Here is a 16,047-nt window from a genome sequence, read left to right as displayed (position 1 = left end):
CGATGTTGCCATCCTTTTCTCAGCGTCGCTGGACGATCGTCTGCTTTTGGGTGCTGACCATCGCCGTGATCGTGGCAGCGCCGGCTGTCTTGCCTGTGTTCAGGCTCAATTTGCTGGGACGATTTCTGTCTCTGTCGATCGTCGCTCTCGGGATCGATCTGATCTGGGGTTTTACCGGTCTGCTCAGCCTTGGTCAGGGAATCTTTTTTGCGCTCGGTGGCTATGCCGCCGCGATGTATCTCCAGCTCAGCAACGCAGGTGATCTGCCCAACGGCATCCCCGAGTTTTTTGGTCTTTATGGCGTCAAGGAGCTGCCATTTTTCTGGCACCCCTTCGCCTCACCTTGGTTCGCGCTGATGGCGATCTGGTTGATTCCCGGGATTCTTGCCGCTGTGCTGGGTGGCCTTGTGTTCCGTAATCGGATCAAAGGTGTCTACTTTTCGATCCTCACCCAGGCAGCGTTGCTTGTTTTTTACAACCTTTTCAATGGCCAGCAGAAGCTGATCAACGGCACGAACGGCTTGCAAACTCCGGCCACGAAATTGTTTGGCCAATACGTCGGCTCCGATTTGATGCAGCGATGGTTCTTCTGGGTCACCGCCGTGGTAGTGATTCTGATCTGGGCCTTGTTGCGTTGGGTTGTACGTGGCCGTTTTGGTGATGTGTTGATCGCGATCCGCGATGATGAACCGCGATTGCGCTTTGCCGGCTACAACCCAACGTTGTTCAAGACGTTTGTGTTCGGACTCGCTGGTGCATTGGCTGGCATAGGTGGCGCTCTCTACACCGTTCAGTCGGGAAGTGCGTCGCCGCAGTTCATGGAAGTGCCCATGTCGATTGACATGGTCATTTGGGTTGCGGTCGGAGGTCGCGGAACTCTGGTGGGGGCGATTCTCGGAGCTGTGGTGATTAATTTCGCCAAGAGTCTCGTCAGTGAGGCGATGCCTGAGAGTTGGCTCTTCATTCAGGGTGGTTTGTTCATCCTTGTTGTGACCGCACTCCCGGAAGGGGTGATTGGTTGGTTCCGAGGGGATGGACCAGGCAATCTTTTGAATCGTCTAGGACTCTCTCGCCCTAGTGCGACGTATCCAAGACTTGAACTGGATGGTCAGGAGGAGGTGCAGCCATGACCATGCTCTCAACAGGAGTTGAAGCTCTGTTGGAGCTGCAGCAGATCACCGTCAGCTTTGATGGTTTTCTGGCTCTGAGAGACCTCAACCTCAGCCTCACTCCTGGCGAACTTCGGGCGGTGATCGGCCCCAATGGCGCCGGCAAGACCACATTCCTTGATGTGATTACGGGCAAGACGGCACCAACGGAAGGCGATGTTGTTTTCAAAGGTTGTTCATTGCTGGGACGTCCAGAGCACCGCATTGCTCGCATGGGCATCGGTCGCAAGTTCCAGAGTCCAAGGGTGTTTGAACACTTGAGCGTTCAGGACAACCTTGTGCTGGCTGTGAATCAGCCGAAGCAGCCCTGGTCGCTGCTGGTCGGTGGCCTGAATGCCAGCCAGAGGGATCAGGTGCATCACTTGATGAGCATCGTCAACCTGCAGAACCGAGCTGACTGGGCTGCCGGTTCGTTGTCGCATGGTCAGAAGCAGTGGCTCGAGATTGCCATGCTTGTTGGCCAGGACCCCGATCTGTTGCTGGTGGATGAACCGGTTGCTGGTCTGACTGATGAGGAGACTGATCTCACCGCAGATTTGCTCAAGTCATTAGCTGGGGATCACACCGTGCTGGTGATCGAGCACGACATGGAATTCATTCGTCGTTTGGAGAGCCCAGTGACGGTGCTGCACCAGGGGCATGTGCTTTGTGAAGGAACGATGGATCAGGTTCAGGCCGATCCAAGTGTGATTGAGGTTTACCTCGGAACCACAGAGGAGGACAACGGATGACAACGCTTTTGGAAATGCGCGGTCTGAACACCTACTACGGGGAGAGTCACATTCTTCGCGATGTCGATCTAACCGTGAAGGCTGGTGAGATGGTCTGTCTGATTGGACGCAACGGGGTCGGCAAAACGACCTTGCTCAAATCTCTGATTGGCTTACTTCGACCACGTCGCGGTGAGATCGTTTTCAACGGTATCCCCCTCGATCGACAGGCTCCGCATCAGCGGGCGCGTGCTGGTTTGGGTTATGTGCCTCAGGGACGCGAAATCATTCCGCAGCTCACAGTTGAGGAGAACCTCATGCTCGGTATGGAGGCGTTGCCGGGAGGTCTTGGCCGCCAACGAGCGATTGATCCTTTCGTTTATGACTTGTTCCCGATCCTGAAGGATTTCCTGCCTCGCAAGGGCGGAGACCTCAGTGGTGGTCAGCAACAGCAATTGGCGATTGCACGCGCGCTGCTTGGAAAACCCAAATTGCTCCTATTGGATGAACCCACCGAAGGGATTCAGCCCAATATCGTTCTTGATATCGAATCTGCAGTGCAACAGATTATTTCCCAGGCTGGAATCAGTGTTTTGCTTGTGGAACAGCATTTGCACTTTGTTCGCCAGGCAGATCGTTATTACGCGATGCAACGTGGTGGCATTGTTGCCAGCGGCCCAACGCAAGAGCTGAGTCAAGCAGTCGTTGATCAGTTTCTCAGTGTTTGATCAAAAGGTTCAATAGCATTCGCCTGAATTAACTTGCCATGGCTGATTCGGGAACTTGATCATTGTCCATCGCGTAGTCGGCTGCATACGCTCGCACATCCAACATCTGACCTTGTGGCGACATCAGCCAGAGTTCCAGTCGAGCCTCTTGTGGGGCTTCAAACCAGAACATCTCTTTTGGCATGACAACCTTTTCCAGGTAAAAGTGTGATTCCCCAATGCACTTCACAATCACCATCTTGTTGGTGTTGTTGCGGTATACGCATTCGATCATCTTGTGGCAAAACTCATTCCCCTAATGTCGTCAAAATCTGACAGGTCAAATGTCTGATTCGTCACAAAACCAGCCTCTGCAATATTTCAATTTTACGGGCTTGATACCAAATCCTTTGATTCGGTAGTTATTGCAACATTGCCTGAAGTTCGCTGAGTAACACCCATCATTTTTTTGTTCGCTGATTGGCAAGAAAGGCCTTGCTTCATGCTCAGCCTCACGCTGCTGAGATTGTTGAAGCTTTGGCCTGATCTTCGAGTCTTGCTGGTGAATGGTTGGGACGTCTGAGTCTGATAGCGGTTGGTGTGTAGCTCGATGACTGGCGGCCGACTCTGCCAGCTTGTGCGAGGTCCATGGCAAAGGATGGATTACAGCTGTTGAGTCGCGACCAGCTGGGCAGCTGATGTGCGATCGGCGAGGCCAACAGACCGCTCAGGCTAGGGCGCAGCAGGTCTGCAAATCTGTGCAATGCAAGCTCTTCACCATGACGGTCGTAGGGAAGACGGTTAATGGCGGAGTCGAGCCCGAATTGACGCACTCTGTCTTCTCCGACACGCCGGTACAGAACCTCCAGGGTGGGTAGTTGATCCATCGACATCACGCAGCCTTCGTGTTCCATTAGGCTGCGCAGGACGGTGCAGAAGATTTCGCTGGCCATGCGTTGCAGGCCTTCGTCAGGTTTGTTCCCCAGGCTTTTGTGCTTGTGATCAAACAACCCCAGATCCACCTGCGTAATTCGGCTTGGTGCCACGTGGCGATACACCTCTGAGAGCAGTCCCATCTCCAGTCCCCAGTCGGAAGGGATCCGCAAGTTCATCGCCAGATCGCGGGTGAAGGCGAACTCACCTGCCAGTGGATAACGAAAGGTCTGGAGGTAGCGGAGGTAGGGCAGTGCTCCGAAAATCTGTTCCAGGCTTGCCAGTAAGGGGCCGACGAACAATCGTGTGGCGCGCCCCTGCAGGGCCTGGGTTTCTAGCGAGAGTCGGCTGTAGAAGGCCTTCACATAGGCCATGCCATGGGATGGGTTGAGCAGTGGTCGCAGCATTCGTTCCGGATAGCCAGAACCAAAGGTGCGGATGTCTGCGTCAAATAAGCCAATGACCTCAGCTTGCTGGCAGGCCACCCCGAGCCCTTGCCAGACAGCCCAGCCTTTCCCGGGCGGGCCGGTTAGATCCAGACCCAGGCTGCCCATGGAGGAGAGCACTTCATGCACTCCTGGGCCGTTGGTCCAGTGCACTTGCACTGGGAAAGGCATATTTGCAAAGAAGGCTTCTGCGGCATTGACGTCCTCAATGCTGTCGGCGGAGAGGGCGACCACCAGACAGGAAAGTCCCGTGAGCGTTGACAGGGTGTCGCGGATCAGGCTCAGGGCCGGACGCTTGAATTCCTCCATCAGACACGGAATCAGCAAAGCGGTGGGCCTTTGCCGAAGCTCCTGGTCGAAGTCGATGGCGTCGAGATTGCCAAGGCTGTAATCATGAACCGTGGTGATCAGGCTTTGCTGAAAATCCATGCGGTGTTCGATGAGACAACAGAGGAGAAGAACTTGTTCCATACCTGAACGACGTTCTGGTGGAACCTGATGCAGCCTCCGCGCGATGAAACGCTGCGAACCCTGCTAAGTGATCTCTACCCGCATAATTCTTCCGGCGATCTCCAAGCGTTGTCGTCGCAATTGCTGCAAATTCTCGGACCGGCTTCAGCGCATGCCGATTCGGCAGACGCGAACCACTGCTGGCATCGAGACGATGTCGTGCTCATCACCTATGCGGATTCTGTCGTTGATGATGCAAAACCTGGATTGCAGGGGCTGCGCAGCTTTGTGAACCGCCATCTGCAGGTTTTTGCATCTGTGATTCATGTGCTGCCGTTTCTTGAGTCCACCAGTGATGGGGGGTTTGCCGTTTCGAGTCATGAGCAGTTGGAGGAGCGGCATGGCGACTGGAGTGATCTCGCTGCGTTGGCCGAGGGCCGCCGATTGATGGCCGATTTGGTGCTCAACCATGTTTCTGCGTCCCACCCATGGGTGCGGCAGTTTTTGAGAGATGAGGAGCCTGGTCGCTTGTGTGTGCTGGAAGCTGCCCCTGATCCCTGCTGGGACGACGTGGTCCGTCCGCGCAGTTCAGCGCTGTTCACCCATCTGCAGAGCTCTGTCGGTCAGCGTCAGGTGTGGACCACATTCGGACCGGATCAGGTTGATCTGGATTGGCGTTGTCCTGAGGTTCTGCTTGGCTTCACGCGTTTGTTGAAGCAGAAGCTCGCCCATGGTGTGCGCTGGATTCGACTCGATGCCGTTGGCTTCGTCTGGAAGGAGCCGAACACCTCATGCATTCATCGCCCTCAAGTCCATCGACTGGTTGAGGTGCTGCGATATCTGCTCACCTACGCATGCTCTGGTGGTGGCGTGGTGGTGACGGAGACCAATGTTCCGGAGGAGGAGAACCTCTCCTACCTGCGCAGTGGTCGCGAAGCCCATCTCGCCTACAACTTCCCGCTTCCTCCTCTGTTGATGGAGGCCGCCATGAGCGGGTCTGCCGATCTGCTCAACCGCTGGCTTTCGCGCTGGCCCCAACTGCCAAACTCCACTGCATTGCTTAACTTCACGGCATGCCATGACGGCGTGGGGTTGAGGCCTTTGGAGGGTCTGATGCCCCAGCGGCGTCTGTTGAATTTGCTGATTGCTTGTGAGCACAGAGGTGGCTTGGTGAGTCACCGTCGACTCGCTGATGGGGGTGACGTTCCCTATGAGATCAACATCAGCTGGTGGAGCGCCATGGCCGATGCTGGTGTCGATCCAGCTCATCTTCAGCGCCAGCGTTTTCTGGTCACCGAAATGCTGAAGTTGGTGCTTCCAGGCATTCCTGCCTTTTATCTACCAGCCTTGCTTGCCAGTCCGAATGATCTGGCTCGCTTTCGTCAAAGTGGTCATCGCCGGGACCTCAATCGTCCTCAATTCAAAGCAGCAGCGCTGGAGCGTCGCCTTGATGATCCCGATAGCGATGCAACCGCTGTGTTGATGGCGCTGCGCCATGCACTCACGCTGCGTGCCGAGCTGCCTGCACTGCATCCAGACAGCGTCTTGGAGGTGCTCAGTGTCGATCGCGTGGATCGTGTCGTTCTGCGTTGCTCCCATCAGGGTCACAGTTTGGTGGCTGTGCACAACTTCACAGCCTCACGTTTGACGTTTGATCCCACCGTTATGGGCGGACGAGATGATCTGGTCTGGGTCGATCGCCTCACTGATCAGCAGTTTGCGCCGCGAAGGCGGCATGCACTCGAGCCGTATGCCGTGCTCTGGCTGGTGCAGGCATGACGATGACTCCACACTCCAACTGGTGGGTTGTGACTGATCTCGACGGCACGCTGATGGATCATCACTACGACTGGTCAGCCGCGAAGGACGCGATCTGTTGCCTGCAGCGTCACGGCATTCCCGTGATCCCCTGCACGAGCAAGACGGCTGAGGAGGTGCTCCGCTTTCGCGAGTTGGCGGGTTTGCATGATCCGTTCATCGTCGAGAACGGTGGGGCCATCTATGGAGAATCCTCGGCCGGCGAGCTATGGCGCCAAGACCTGGGTCCATCTTGGAGACAGCTCAGACCGCAACTTGCTGATCTGGAGCGTGAGCTCGGGGAGCCGCTCCAGGCACTCGATGATCTCAGTGACATGGATGCCGATCGGCTCTTAGGCCTCAGCGGTGAGGCTCTGCAGATGGCACAACGCCGTCAGTGCAGCGTTCCCTTCGTCCCACCGATGCTTCCTGAATCTCGGCATCGTCTTCAGGTGCTGGCTGAGATGCGTCAGCTGGGAGTGGTGCAGGGCAATCGTCTCGGTCATCTGCTGGGTGCCGGGGTGAGCAAGGGCGAGGCATTGCAGACCCTCAAACAACGTCAGGGAGTTCCGGATGTGAAGGTGCTGGCCCTGGGGGATTCGCCGAATGATCTGCCGCTGCTGGATGCCAGCGACTGTGCGGTGGTGGTTCCAGGAGCAGCCGGACCGCACCCCGAGCTGAAGGTCGGCGTGGCTGAGGGGCGTTACCAACTGGCGCCAGCACCCCATGGCGAGGGTTGGTCGGCAGCAGTGTTGAAGTGGATTCCAGGGTTGCAAGACAACAACACATTCTTTAGTTGAAAGCCTGTTCTGCCTCAGCCAAGAAGCAGCTGCTGCCACAGCAACTTTGCTTCTGCAGAGGGATGCAGCTCCATTCCATCGACCTGTTCCAGGGACCTGCAGCCCAGGCTGTTGATCAGCAGCGCTTGGTCGTCGGCTTCCAGTGTTGGACCAATGCGCGTTGCTGTCACGAGTTCTTGTTGGAGTGCTTTGGCTCGCATCACACCTGGCAGGCAACCGCTGCTCAGCGGTGGGGTGATCCAGGCGCCTTGTCGTTTCACCAGCAGGTTGGCGCTGTCGCCGCAGCAGAGATCACCACTTGTGTTGCGCAGCAGAGCCAGCTCTGACCCCTGTGCTTGCGCTTCTCGCCTGGCCTGAATCGCCTGGCCGTAGGCGAGGGTCTTGCATTGGCTCAGAACACTGTTGGCGTTGCGTTGTTCCTGAACACTGATCCAGGCCTGCGCGGGTTGAAAATTGGGCTGATGGGGTTGAAGGGTGAGCCAGAAGCGGTGCTGATTTGGATCCGGATCAGCTGTTGGCAAGCCGATTCCACGGCTCGCAATGCTTCCCCTGCTCCAGTTGAGACGCATCGCCCCTGCTGCTCCTGTTGTGTTTAGGCCTGTACGGCTGATAGCTTCACCAACCAATTGCTCCAGCCAGGGGCGAGCGGGAGGAGCTGCCATCCCGAGCAGTGCTGCGCTGCGCTGCCAGCGCTGCAGATGTTCACTCAGCAGCTGGGCACTTCCGTCTTGGATCAGGACCGTCTCGAACAATCCATCTGCAAGCTGCAGACCTCGATCCGTGAGCGGCATGCCTAGTGCATCGGCGTTGCCCCACTCGCCGTTATGCCAGCCAAGGATTGTTGAGGTCATCTGAGTGCCTCCAGCAAGGGCAGCAGTTTCCAGTCGAGTTCGTCTGCTTCTGCTTCCGGATCGGAGTCAGCCACAATTCCGCAGCCTGCATGGAGCCGTAGCTGCGTGTCTTTACGCAGCAGGGTGCGGATCAGGATGTTGCTGTCGAAGCAGCCGTTCCAGTCGATGTGGAGGATCGATCCGCAATAGGGGCCACGGGCTTGAGCTTCCAGTTCGTGGAGCCGTTGACAGGCCCTCAGTTTGGGTGCTCCTGTGATTGAACCTCCTGGCCAGCTGGCCTCCAGTAGATCCACCCAGGTGGCGTTGGGACGTAGCTGGCCTGTGACAACGGAGGTGAGATGGTGAACCCGGGCGTAGCTCTCCAGCCGTACAAGATCCGGTACCTGCACCGATCCAGGCCGGCAGACACGACCAAGGTCGTTGCGCAGCAGGTCCACGATCATCACGTTTTCGGCGCGATCTTTGGCGCTGCACACCAGGTCTGCTGCTAGGTCGTCGTCGATGCATGGGTCGGCATGGCGCGGCCGGGTTCCTTTGATCGGTCTTGTCTGGACTGCTCCGCTGGCCTCCACCTGCAGAAAGCGTTCGGGGGAGGTGGAGAGAACCGCTTCACCTGTGGCAGCACCGCTGCCAACCAGGAGACCGCTGAAGGGAGCGGGGCATTGATCGCGCAACCGTCCGTACAGCTCCAGATTGCTGACGTTGTTCCTGAGCGTGCTGCTTGCGCAGCTGGTGAGGTTGGCCTGGAACAGATCGCCGCTGGAAATCAGCTCACGGATTTTGCTGACGCCGGCTTTGTATGTGGAGCGGTCACTGTGCCGATGCCAGCTGCATCCAAGCGTCTTTCCTTGCCATGACGTGATCTTGGTTGGTGTCAGGCGCTCCAGGGTCCTGGCCATGGCCGCGTGGCGTATGGGGTCGATGCCTTCCAGATGGATCTCTCTGGCTTTGAGATCAAATCGCAGCACAGGATCGTGGCGTGCGATCCAGAGGGTTGCCATCACATCGCGACGCCAGGGGTTGCCGGGTTCCGTCCAGGCGGCTGCGTCGTAGCTGAGCCATCCAGTCCAGTGGCCGTCCTTGAGTTGTCGCAGTGTTGTGAAGGGATTGGACGCTCCCGGGTCACCCGGCAGCCCTCGGCAGCAGTACTGCTCCAGAGGATCAACCGCCAGGGTGATGTGCCGTCCAAGTTCGCTGCCATCTCCATCGAGCCAGATCAGACCGTTCTCACCGTGAAGGTGAGCCAGGTTTTCAGCGACCAAGACTGGCTCTAGCCAGGGCAGACGGCTTCGCAACAGGGTCATCGGCTTTCGCTGCTGCATAGATCGGGGCGGCCGGCATCGCGCAGGGCAGCATCACGAATGCGACAGCTGTCGCATACGCTGCACGGTTTGCTCCCACCGCTGTAGCAGCTCCAGGTCGACTCGATCGGCACACCCAGACGCATGGCTTCCTCCACGATCCGTTGCTTGCTCCATGTCACCAGTGGTGCCCAGAGCCGGGGGCCATGTCCTTCCCGGCCCACCTTGCTGCTGAGGTTGGCAAGGGTCTGGAAAGCCTCCAGATAGTCGGGCCGGCAATCGGGATACCCCGAGTAGTCCACGGCATTCACTCCAAGAACGATGCGGTCTGCGCTGCGGGCCTCAGCCAGGCTGAGGCCGATGCTGATGAACACCGTGTTCCTTCCAGGCACATAGGTGTTGGGGATAACTCCCTCCTGCACCCCATGGGTTGGTAATGCCTGTTGCTGATCCGTCAGCGACGACCCCCCCCAACTGGCCAGGTTCACGCTGATGGTGTGGTGCTCGGCCAGGTTCAGAGCTTCGGCGATGGTATTGGCTGCCTGCAGTTCACGTCGATGGCGCTGGCCGTAATCGAAGGAGAGCCCGATCACTCGCCCGCCCGCTTCCGTTGCCAGAGCTGCCGCTGTTGCGGAATCTAGTCCGCCTGATAAGAGGGCAATCGCGGTGAAATCGGTCATGCTGAGCATTCTGTTGCCCTTGGGCTGATGACGAAGCCTCCGCATCAGTTGTTGAAGCCGATCGCCTGCCTTGGAGCTGCTCTGTCGCTCTCCGCTTTGGCTGCGCTGCCTGGTGTTGCGATTCCTCGTTTGAATCTGACCGGTTATCCGGAGCCAGCCCCCGGCCTCAAGCGTTGGGTGATTCAGCCCTCGGGTTTGCTTCCCAAGAGCACAGATCCACTGATCTCCGCACATCCAATCGACTGGCGGATTCAGTTGATCGTGGGCCAGACGGTCAGGCTCGATTGCAACACCAAGCGCCTTTCAGGCTCTGGTATGACCATGCGCATGCTGCCCAAGGCATCCGGTAAGGCCTTGTTCGAAGTGAAGGGACCCGTTGCTGTGATCAGCACCAAGATGGCGTGCCCTGATGATCAGCCCACCCGAACGACTTTCCTGCCGCTGGGCAACCAGCCCTATTTGGTTCCGTACAACGCTTCCTGGCCGATAGTTGTGGACCTGCCCGAGAACGTCCAAATGCGTTGGCGGATTTGGAAAGCCGAGACCCTTCAGCAGAACGCTGTGAAGCTTTAATCACAGTTGCCTGAGTGAATCAGTCTTGCTCTGGAAGGTGTTTAGCAACAGCTGTAGGTAGCTGACGCTGCGCAGCTTGATATTTGCTGTGAGTGACATGCCCACCTGAAGAGGTAACTGCTTGCCGCTGCTTAGCCTCAGTTGCTGACTTGCCAGCTTGATAACTGCCGGGTAGGTGTATTCCTGACGCATCTGCTGTGGGTCAGGTGGCAAAGCGTCCGATCCAACAGATTGAACTGTTCCTTCCAGCACACCGAAGTCGCTCGCGGGGAATGAGTCGATGCTGATGTCGACTGGTTGACCCACTCGCACGAAGCCGATCTTTTTACTTGGGATCATCACATCGGCCTCCAAGGTGTTGAAAGGCACCACCTTCAACATCACTTCCGACGACATCGACTGAGAGATGAAGCCAGGGTTATTGAGCTTGAGGTCGAAGACGATTCCATCGACAGGTGCTCGCAAAGTCTGGTTCTTGTTGGTTACCCGTACTTCAGTGAGGTTTGCATTGAGCTGAGCTCGTTCGCTCCGGAGACCAGCTAATTCGGCATTGATCTGTTCAATTTGTTGGTCGATCAGGTTGATCTGTCGGCGACCGTCTAGTTCCTGTTTGGTGAGCTGACCCTTGAGCTCCTGCACTTTGTTGCGTTGTTGTAAATACTCAATTTTTTTCACCCCGCCCTCCGCGGTCAGACTTGCAAAGCGACTGAGGATGTCATGATGGAGTTTGAGATTAATTCGAGTACTGGCAACTTGCTCGCGATTGAGTTCATTTAGGCGTTCACGTTCAAGCTTTTTTAGCACAAGTTGCTGCTGCTTTTGCCTGATTTGAGTGGACTTTTCTTCCACGCCTTTGGTGAGTGATTTGAGCTGCTCTGAGCTGCTTTCCTGATCAAGACGAATGAGAGCTTGTCCTTTGCTCACCCGTTGGCCGTTGTTCACCAAAATGGCTTCGACGACACCTCCAGGCGGTAAGCGCACGTTCTTGACGTTGCCGATGGGTTCAAGTTTTCCCGTGGCCACCACCACTTCCTCGGTTCGTGCAATCGCTAGCCAGCCGATGCCGATCACAGTGGTGCCGATTAGGCTCCAGGTGACCGCCTTCATCCAGAAGTTGCTCTGTTGCAGGACGTTGTCCTGATCGGAGATCGTTGTGATCCGACTCTCGAGCGCGGAGCGGGCTTGTTTGACCAATTTGCCTGCGGCGGTGTTCTTGTCGTTGCCGTTGGGATCCATGGTCATCTCAGCTGGCCTCCTGTTGTCGGTAAAGCGCGTAGTACCGACCGCGCCGGCTCATTAACTCGTCGTGTGTGCCTTTCTCCACCACAGCTCCCTGATGCATCACAACAATCAGATCGGCCCGACGCACAGTGGATAGGCGATGAGTGATGAAAAAGACTGTGCAGTCATGCAGAGTCTGGATCAGGTTGTCGCAGACCTTTCGTTCAGTCTCGTAGTCGAGTGCGCTGGTGGCTTCATCCATCACCAGAAGCTTGGGGTTGGCCAATAGGGTGCGTGCGATGGCGATGCGTTGACGTTGCCCACCGCTTAGGGAGGCACCTCGTTCTCCGACTGGGGTGCTGTAGCCAGCGGGCAGTTCCATGATGAAGTCATGGGCGCAGGCGACTTTGGCTGCCATCACGATCTCTTCACTGGAGGCGTCAGGTTGCGTAAGAGCAATGTTTTCGTTGACGCTTCCAGAGAAGAGCAGTGGATCCTGGGGAACGATTCCGATCTGACGGCGGAGTGAATAAAGCTCCACCTTGTCGATGTCGTAATTATCGATAAGGATCCTGCCTTGATTGGGTGAGTAGAGACGAGGTAGCAGTTTCATGAGCGTGCTTTTGCCGCTCCCGCTCTGCCCCACAATTCCCACGAATGTGCCTGACTTCACCTCGAGTGATACATCATTGAGGACCGGAGCCGTCCCAGTTGAGAAGGCGAAGCTGAGGTTGTCAAAGCTCACTGCACCATCGATTGGAGGTAGCGGAACCTTTGCTTTGTCTTGGTCATCCGACTCCTGAGGAGTGTCGATCACATCCGCCAGTCGCTCGAAGCTCACTCTCAGCTCCTGGATCGTCTGCCAGATCGAGGAGAGGCGCAATAATGGTTGCGTCACGTAACCGGAGATGATTCGGAAGGCGATCAACTGCCCCAGAGTGAGGTCCCCTGACAGCACAAGCGAGGCACCTACCCAGAGCACCAGCAACTGAGAGATTTTCTGCAGAACTTGAGAGGTCTGGCTGAGGGCCGTGCCTGTGATGGTCTTCTCGAAACTTCGATTGATGTATTTGCCATAGCGCTCTTGCCAGGTCCAGCGGCTGATCATTTCTACGTTCTGGCTCTTCACCGTTTGAATACCGGTCAGCACTTCAACCAAGTGGCTCTGAGTTGAGGCATTGGCTTCGGCCGATTTGCGGTACTGACGACGGAACAGAGGAGCACCCAGCAACGTGAGGCCTACCTGAATCGGAAGGACTGCTAGGGCGATCAGCGTCAGCACCCAGCTGTAAAAAAGCATTACCACGATGTAGATGACGGAGAAAGCCGCATCAAGCACGGTGGTCAGGGCCTGACCCGTGAGGAAGTTGCGTATCTTCTCGAGTTCGCTGATCCGTGAGCCCAGTTCTCCGACAGGGCGTCGATCGAAATAGCCCAGGGGTAGACGAAGTAGATGATCGATTACCTCGGCGCCGAGTCGCTGGTCAATGCGGTTGGTGGTCTCTGAGAACAAGTAAGTTTTCAGACTTCCCAGCACGCCTTCCAACAGGGTGACGGCTACCAGTGCAATCCCTAAGACCTGGAGGGTGTCAAGGCTGCGCTGATTGATCACCTTGTCAATGATCACCTGGATCAGAAGGGGATTGGCCAGGGTGAAGAGCTGAACTACGAAACTGGCCAGCAGCACTTGAATCAGCACACCTCGGTAACGCTTCAAGGCAGGCCAGAACCAGGCAGGTCCGAATTTCTGCTCTGGCGTGGTGCTTGTGCGATCCATCAGCAGCAGATCAATTCCTTCGGGGAAGGAGTGCTCCAGCTGATCGGCATCTAGCTCCACGAAACCCTGACTGGGTGATGCCAGCACCAGGCCGCGCTGGTCGCTGCGTACTGCCAGCGCAAAGGCTTGCCCCCAGGGCACCAGGGTGGGCGTTTGCAGGCGCATGCCCATACGCGCTGCCACCTTGGCTCCCGAGACGTGCAGGCCGAGTCCAGCAGCAATTTGGCCGCAGAGTCTCAGAGTGGGTGACTGTCCGCGCCGCAGCTGATCTCGGAGTACCCGTTCGATCGCATCACGCCGGAACGGCAGGTTCATCAGCTTGGTGAGCATCTGGAAACAGGCCAGGGTCTCTTCCAGAACTCCTTCACCGGCAATGAAGAAATCGCGATTCTCATCACTGTTCTGATTGAACCGGCTGACAGGTGGTCGCAATGGAGCCTGTGGAATTTCGATGCGGGTCAAATCTGATCTGTTCTTTTCATTGCTGCCCGCTAGGTCGGGCTCCATTAATTCGGGCGCTTGTTCAGCTTCCAGCAATTGCATCGCTACATACGGCAGTGCGATCAACCGCGCCGGCAAACCATGAATATCCGCGGCCAAGTCACGAATGCTCTCGCTGTCACAGAGCTCATCTCCAAGTGAGACAGTGTCTGTAGCAATGGGTTGGCTGGCGAGGAACAGTCGTTGTCCCTCCCCCAGTGCGGTTCTGATGGCACCGGTATCGGAGGCATCCAGCATCCGGGCCATCGTCATCAGCTCATTCAGAAAACTGCTCAGTGGGCGTGACTGTTTCGGTGTTCGTTCGAGTCGGCTTTGAAGTAAAGCTGCCAGTTCTGCTTCCCAAACATGATTCCGGCAGGCAGTAGCAATGGAGGTGTCGTTCCTGACTAACCCCAGCAGTTGGTCATCGCTCAGGCAGTAGGCCACCAGCTCTGAAGCGGCGCGTACTTCTTCGCAAGGAGCCCCTCTTAGCAAAGAGGCCACTCCAACAAAATCACCAACCTTAAGGCGGGCCATAGTGCTCAAGCGTCCGTCTTGTTCGCCCAGCAAGCGGGCGATACCACTGTCGATCAGCAGAACTTGGCCAGGTATGAATCGGCTTTCACAAAGAGGTTGGCCAAGTTCGTAGCGCTGAGCTATTCCCTGTTCGCGGAATCTGGCACGCAGTGCTTCTAGTTGATTCGAAGGTGCGAGTTCCAGAGTTGTGAAGGTTCGGCTTAGCTATTTTCTACCGCGCAGAGGGATTTGACTACTTCCTTTGCTTCATTACTCAGCCATTCTTGAAGCAGCTCAGTGGCCATCCGTTGATTCATGGCGGCATCGAAGCTTGCCTCGTGACGTTCTTCTAAGCGAGTGACAACCCACCATTGTTCGATCAGCATTGGCTCAAGAACTACTCCAGGTGTTGCCGTGCGCAAGTGATGGCGAAGCTTGGGGTGGGCACGCATTAGGCTCCCGGGCCCAATTCGGCCACTGCTGCTCTTTTCAGGTCCTTCACTGTGATCTCTTGCCAGGCTTTCGAAGTCTGCTTCACCAGCTTCTAACCGCAGGTAAAGCTCGTGAGCCATACCGGAGTCTTGCACGCGTAGAAGGCTGTAGGTCACCTGATCGAGTGATTCCTTGCGCTGCAGGAATCGTGCCTCTGCCTGAATCCCAAAACGATCTAAGGCCAGCTTGGAAAGCTTGAAAGACAGGCTCAATTGATGAAGCAATTCATCTCTGCTCAAACAGCGCTCTTCTAACCAGCTGTTTAGAGCACTCTCGTTTTTGAGTTGTTCCTGCTGGCAGTGGTGGATCAGCGCCTTTTGCATCAGCTCTTCTGGTGGGGTTGATGCTGCTGTGGCTTGCTCGATCAACTGGCGGCGGACCAGTGACTGGAGTAGATCGCTGCGCCGCAGCAAGTCGATGGTATTGGCACCCAGAGCTGTGAGAGATGCCTGAACTGTCGGCCGGAAATCATCCATGTCTCAGAAGTTAGCGAGCGTTTTCGTTTCCTCTTCGGTGATCGTTACCAGTGCAGTAGCAGCGGGCCGAGGTCCAGGGCAAAGGCCTGGCGTCCTTCCAGTCGTCTGAGCTCCACGTGCAGATGGTCGGTGCTGGCGGAGCCGCTGCGCCCCACACGACCGATGGGTTCACCGGCGCGCACCAAGTGACCGGCTTCAACGTCAGCGCTCTGCAGGTGGGCATAAACGGTCTGCCAGCCGCGGCCATGGTCGAGCAGCACCGTGAGTCCATAGCCGTTGATTGCTTGCACCAGCTGCACCCTTCCTGAAAGCATGGCAAGCACGGGTGTTGAGGCAGGCGCGATCAGGTCATGGCCCACATGCATGTGCCAGCGTTGGCGATGCTCTGAGTAGCGCCAGCCATAGGGCTGAACCTCCTGGGCAGCTTGAGGTAATGGATACACCAGACGTAGCGTTTCGCCTTTTCGGAACGGGCGGTGCGAATCGGGTAGCCGTCTTGGGCGGGATTGGCTCAGCAAGGCCAGATTGGAAACACCGGTGCGTTCAGGGACCTTGTCGGGAGGGAGAGGTTGTGCACAGATGCTCTGTGTCAGACCGACAAAGGCCCATGTGATCCCAATCGCCGTGGGTGCGATCAGCAGCAGATTGTTGCGCTGCATGGCAAACCG

Annotated in this window: 15 protein-coding genes; 6 read left to right on the top strand and 9 right to left on the bottom strand. The window is 56.7% G+C overall.

Going from position 1 to position 16,047, the window contains the following annotated elements; translation table 11 throughout:
* The first annotated feature begins 2 nt into the window (after nucleotides 1-2).
* From urtC to urtE, 3 genes are read left to right on the top strand one after another with little or no spacing between them, the layout of a single operon-like run.
* Nucleotides 3-1,130, top strand: a complete 1,128-nt coding sequence (gene urtC / locus DXY37_RS06135; protein WP_115125822.1) for an urea ABC transporter permease subunit UrtC — start codon at nucleotides 3-5, stop codon at nucleotides 1,128-1,130.
* Nucleotides 1,127-1,900 (top strand): urea ABC transporter ATP-binding protein UrtD, encoded by a 774-nt coding sequence (gene urtD / locus DXY37_RS06130; RefSeq protein WP_115125821.1) that lies wholly within the window; start codon nucleotides 1,127-1,129, stop codon nucleotides 1,898-1,900. The genes urtC and urtD overlap by 4 nt, the downstream gene beginning before the upstream one ends.
* Nucleotides 1,897-2,607 (top strand): urea ABC transporter ATP-binding subunit UrtE, encoded by a 711-nt coding sequence (gene urtE / locus DXY37_RS06125; RefSeq protein ID WP_115125820.1) that lies wholly within the window; start codon nucleotides 1,897-1,899, stop codon nucleotides 2,605-2,607. Before urtD ends, urtE begins: the two co-directional genes overlap by 4 nt.
* A 28-nt stretch (nucleotides 2,608-2,635) precedes the next feature.
* On the opposite strand, the gene DXY37_RS06120 is transcribed toward urtE, so the two are convergent.
* Nucleotides 2,636-2,845 (bottom strand): DUF1830 domain-containing protein, encoded by a 210-nt coding sequence (locus DXY37_RS06120; protein WP_371637923.1) that lies wholly within the window; start codon nucleotides 2,843-2,845, stop codon nucleotides 2,636-2,638.
* Between the two features lie 253 nt (nucleotides 2,846-3,098).
* On the bottom strand, nucleotides 3,099-4,394 hold the full coding sequence (locus DXY37_RS06115) for a glycosyl transferase (RefSeq protein WP_115126009.1): 1,296 nt from the start codon (nucleotides 4,392-4,394) through the stop codon (nucleotides 3,099-3,101).
* 69 nt (nucleotides 4,395-4,463) lie between these two features.
* On the opposite strand from DXY37_RS06115, the gene DXY37_RS06110 reads away from it, so the two are divergent.
* Together DXY37_RS06110 and DXY37_RS06105 are read left to right on the top strand one after the other, a co-directional pair.
* Nucleotides 4,464-6,194, top strand: coding sequence for an alpha-amylase family glycosyl hydrolase (locus DXY37_RS06110; protein ID WP_115125819.1), 1,731 nt, complete (start codon nucleotides 4,464-4,466; stop codon nucleotides 6,192-6,194).
* The gene (locus DXY37_RS06105; protein ID WP_115125818.1) at nucleotides 6,191-7,012 is read left to right on the top strand and encodes an HAD-IIB family hydrolase; all 822 of its coding nucleotides are present in this window, start codon (nucleotides 6,191-6,193) and stop codon (nucleotides 7,010-7,012) included. Before DXY37_RS06110 ends, DXY37_RS06105 begins: the two co-directional genes overlap by 4 nt.
* 14 nt (nucleotides 7,013-7,026) lie before the next feature.
* On the opposite strand, the gene DXY37_RS06100 is transcribed toward DXY37_RS06105, so the two are convergent.
* Genes DXY37_RS06100 through queC form a run of 3 tightly spaced genes read right to left on the bottom strand, consistent with a single transcriptional unit; the run spans nucleotide 7,027 to nucleotide 9,844 of the window.
* Nucleotides 7,027-7,863 (bottom strand): aminotransferase class IV, encoded by an 837-nt coding sequence (locus DXY37_RS06100; RefSeq protein WP_115125817.1) that lies wholly within the window; start codon nucleotides 7,861-7,863, stop codon nucleotides 7,027-7,029.
* Entirely contained in the window at nucleotides 7,860-9,167 is a 1,308-nt protein-coding gene (locus DXY37_RS06095) for an anthranilate synthase component I family protein (RefSeq protein WP_115126008.1), read from the bottom strand. The genes DXY37_RS06100 and DXY37_RS06095 overlap by 4 nt, the downstream gene beginning before the upstream one ends.
* Nucleotides 9,164-9,844: a 7-cyano-7-deazaguanine synthase QueC gene (queC, locus tag DXY37_RS06090; protein ID WP_115126007.1), complete on the bottom strand. Its 681-nt coding sequence runs from the start codon at nucleotides 9,842-9,844 to the stop codon at nucleotides 9,164-9,166. The genes DXY37_RS06095 and queC overlap by 4 nt, the downstream gene beginning before the upstream one ends.
* 27 nt (nucleotides 9,845-9,871) lie before the next feature.
* Here queC and DXY37_RS06085 point away from each other — a divergent pair, with 27 nt between their 5' ends.
* Nucleotides 9,872-10,417, top strand: a complete 546-nt coding sequence (locus tag DXY37_RS06085) for an ecotin family protein (protein ID WP_115125816.1) — start codon at nucleotides 9,872-9,874, stop codon at nucleotides 10,415-10,417.
* Here the strand turns inward: DXY37_RS06085 and DXY37_RS06080 are convergent, their stop codons facing one another.
* Genes DXY37_RS06080 through DXY37_RS06065 form a run of 4 tightly spaced genes read right to left on the bottom strand, consistent with a single transcriptional unit; the run spans nucleotide 10,418 to nucleotide 16,038 of the window.
* A complete protein-coding gene (locus DXY37_RS06080) occupies nucleotides 10,418-11,653 on the bottom strand; it encodes an HlyD family secretion protein (RefSeq protein ID WP_115126006.1) in 1,236 nt (411 codons plus the stop codon). It abuts the gene before it with no gap.
* Nucleotides 11,654-11,660: 7 nt separating this feature from the next.
* Nucleotides 11,661-14,582 carry an ABC transporter transmembrane domain-containing protein gene (locus DXY37_RS06075; protein WP_256377368.1) on the bottom strand — a complete coding sequence of 974 codons (2,922 nt, stop codon included), beginning with the start codon at nucleotides 14,580-14,582 and terminating at the stop codon, nucleotides 11,661-11,663.
* A 50-nt stretch (nucleotides 14,583-14,632) separates the two neighbouring features.
* Entirely contained in the window at nucleotides 14,633-15,379 is a 747-nt protein-coding gene (locus tag DXY37_RS06070; RefSeq protein ID WP_115125814.1) for a peptidylprolyl isomerase, read from the bottom strand.
* Between the two features lie 44 nt (nucleotides 15,380-15,423).
* Nucleotides 15,424-16,038: a M23 family metallopeptidase gene (locus DXY37_RS06065; RefSeq protein ID WP_115125813.1), complete on the bottom strand. Its 615-nt coding sequence runs from the start codon at nucleotides 16,036-16,038 to the stop codon at nucleotides 15,424-15,426.
* Nucleotides 16,039-16,047: the final 9 nt, after the last annotated feature.

It is taken from the genome of Synechococcus sp. GEYO, from assembly GCF_900473955.1.
Lineage (GTDB): Bacteria > Cyanobacteriota > Cyanobacteriia > PCC-6307 > Cyanobiaceae > Synechococcus_C.
Note: the sequence above shows the minus strand (reverse complement) of the source record. Positions and strands in the feature narration are given on the sequence as shown.

Coding starts and splice junctions, on each gene's coding strand:
- urtC (WP_115125822.1), top strand. CDS start 3: ATGTTGCCATCCTTTTCTCAGCGTCGCTGGACGATCGTCTGCTTTTGG.
- urtD (WP_115125821.1), top strand. CDS start 1,127: ATGACCATGCTCTCAACAGGAGTTGAAGCTCTGTTGGAGCTGCAGCAG.
- urtE (WP_115125820.1), top strand. CDS start 1,897: ATGACAACGCTTTTGGAAATGCGCGGTCTGAACACCTACTACGGGGAG.
- DXY37_RS06120 (WP_371637923.1), bottom strand. CDS start 2,845: ATGGTGATTGTGAAGTGCATTGGGGAATCACACTTTTACCTGGAAAAG.
- DXY37_RS06115 (WP_115126009.1), bottom strand. CDS start 4,394: ATGGATTTTCAGCAAAGCCTGATCACCACGGTTCATGATTACAGCCTT.
- DXY37_RS06110 (WP_115125819.1), top strand. CDS start 4,464: ATGCAGCCTCCGCGCGATGAAACGCTGCGAACCCTGCTAAGTGATCTC.
- DXY37_RS06105 (WP_115125818.1), top strand. CDS start 6,191: ATGACGATGACTCCACACTCCAACTGGTGGGTTGTGACTGATCTCGAC.
- DXY37_RS06100 (WP_115125817.1), bottom strand. CDS start 7,863: ATGACCTCAACAATCCTTGGCTGGCATAACGGCGAGTGGGGCAACGCC.
- DXY37_RS06095 (WP_115126008.1), bottom strand. CDS start 9,167: ATGACCCTGTTGCGAAGCCGTCTGCCCTGGCTAGAGCCAGTCTTGGTC.
- queC (WP_115126007.1), bottom strand. CDS start 9,844: ATGACCGATTTCACCGCGATTGCCCTCTTATCAGGCGGACTAGATTCC.
- DXY37_RS06085 (WP_115125816.1), top strand. CDS start 9,872: ATGACGAAGCCTCCGCATCAGTTGTTGAAGCCGATCGCCTGCCTTGGA.
- DXY37_RS06080 (WP_115126006.1), bottom strand. CDS start 11,653: ATGGATCCCAACGGCAACGACAAGAACACCGCCGCAGGCAAATTGGTC.
- DXY37_RS06070 (WP_115125814.1), bottom strand. CDS start 15,379: ATGGATGATTTCCGGCCGACAGTTCAGGCATCTCTCACAGCTCTGGGT.
- DXY37_RS06065 (WP_115125813.1), bottom strand. CDS start 16,038: ATGCAGCGCAACAATCTGCTGCTGATCGCACCCACGGCGATTGGGATC.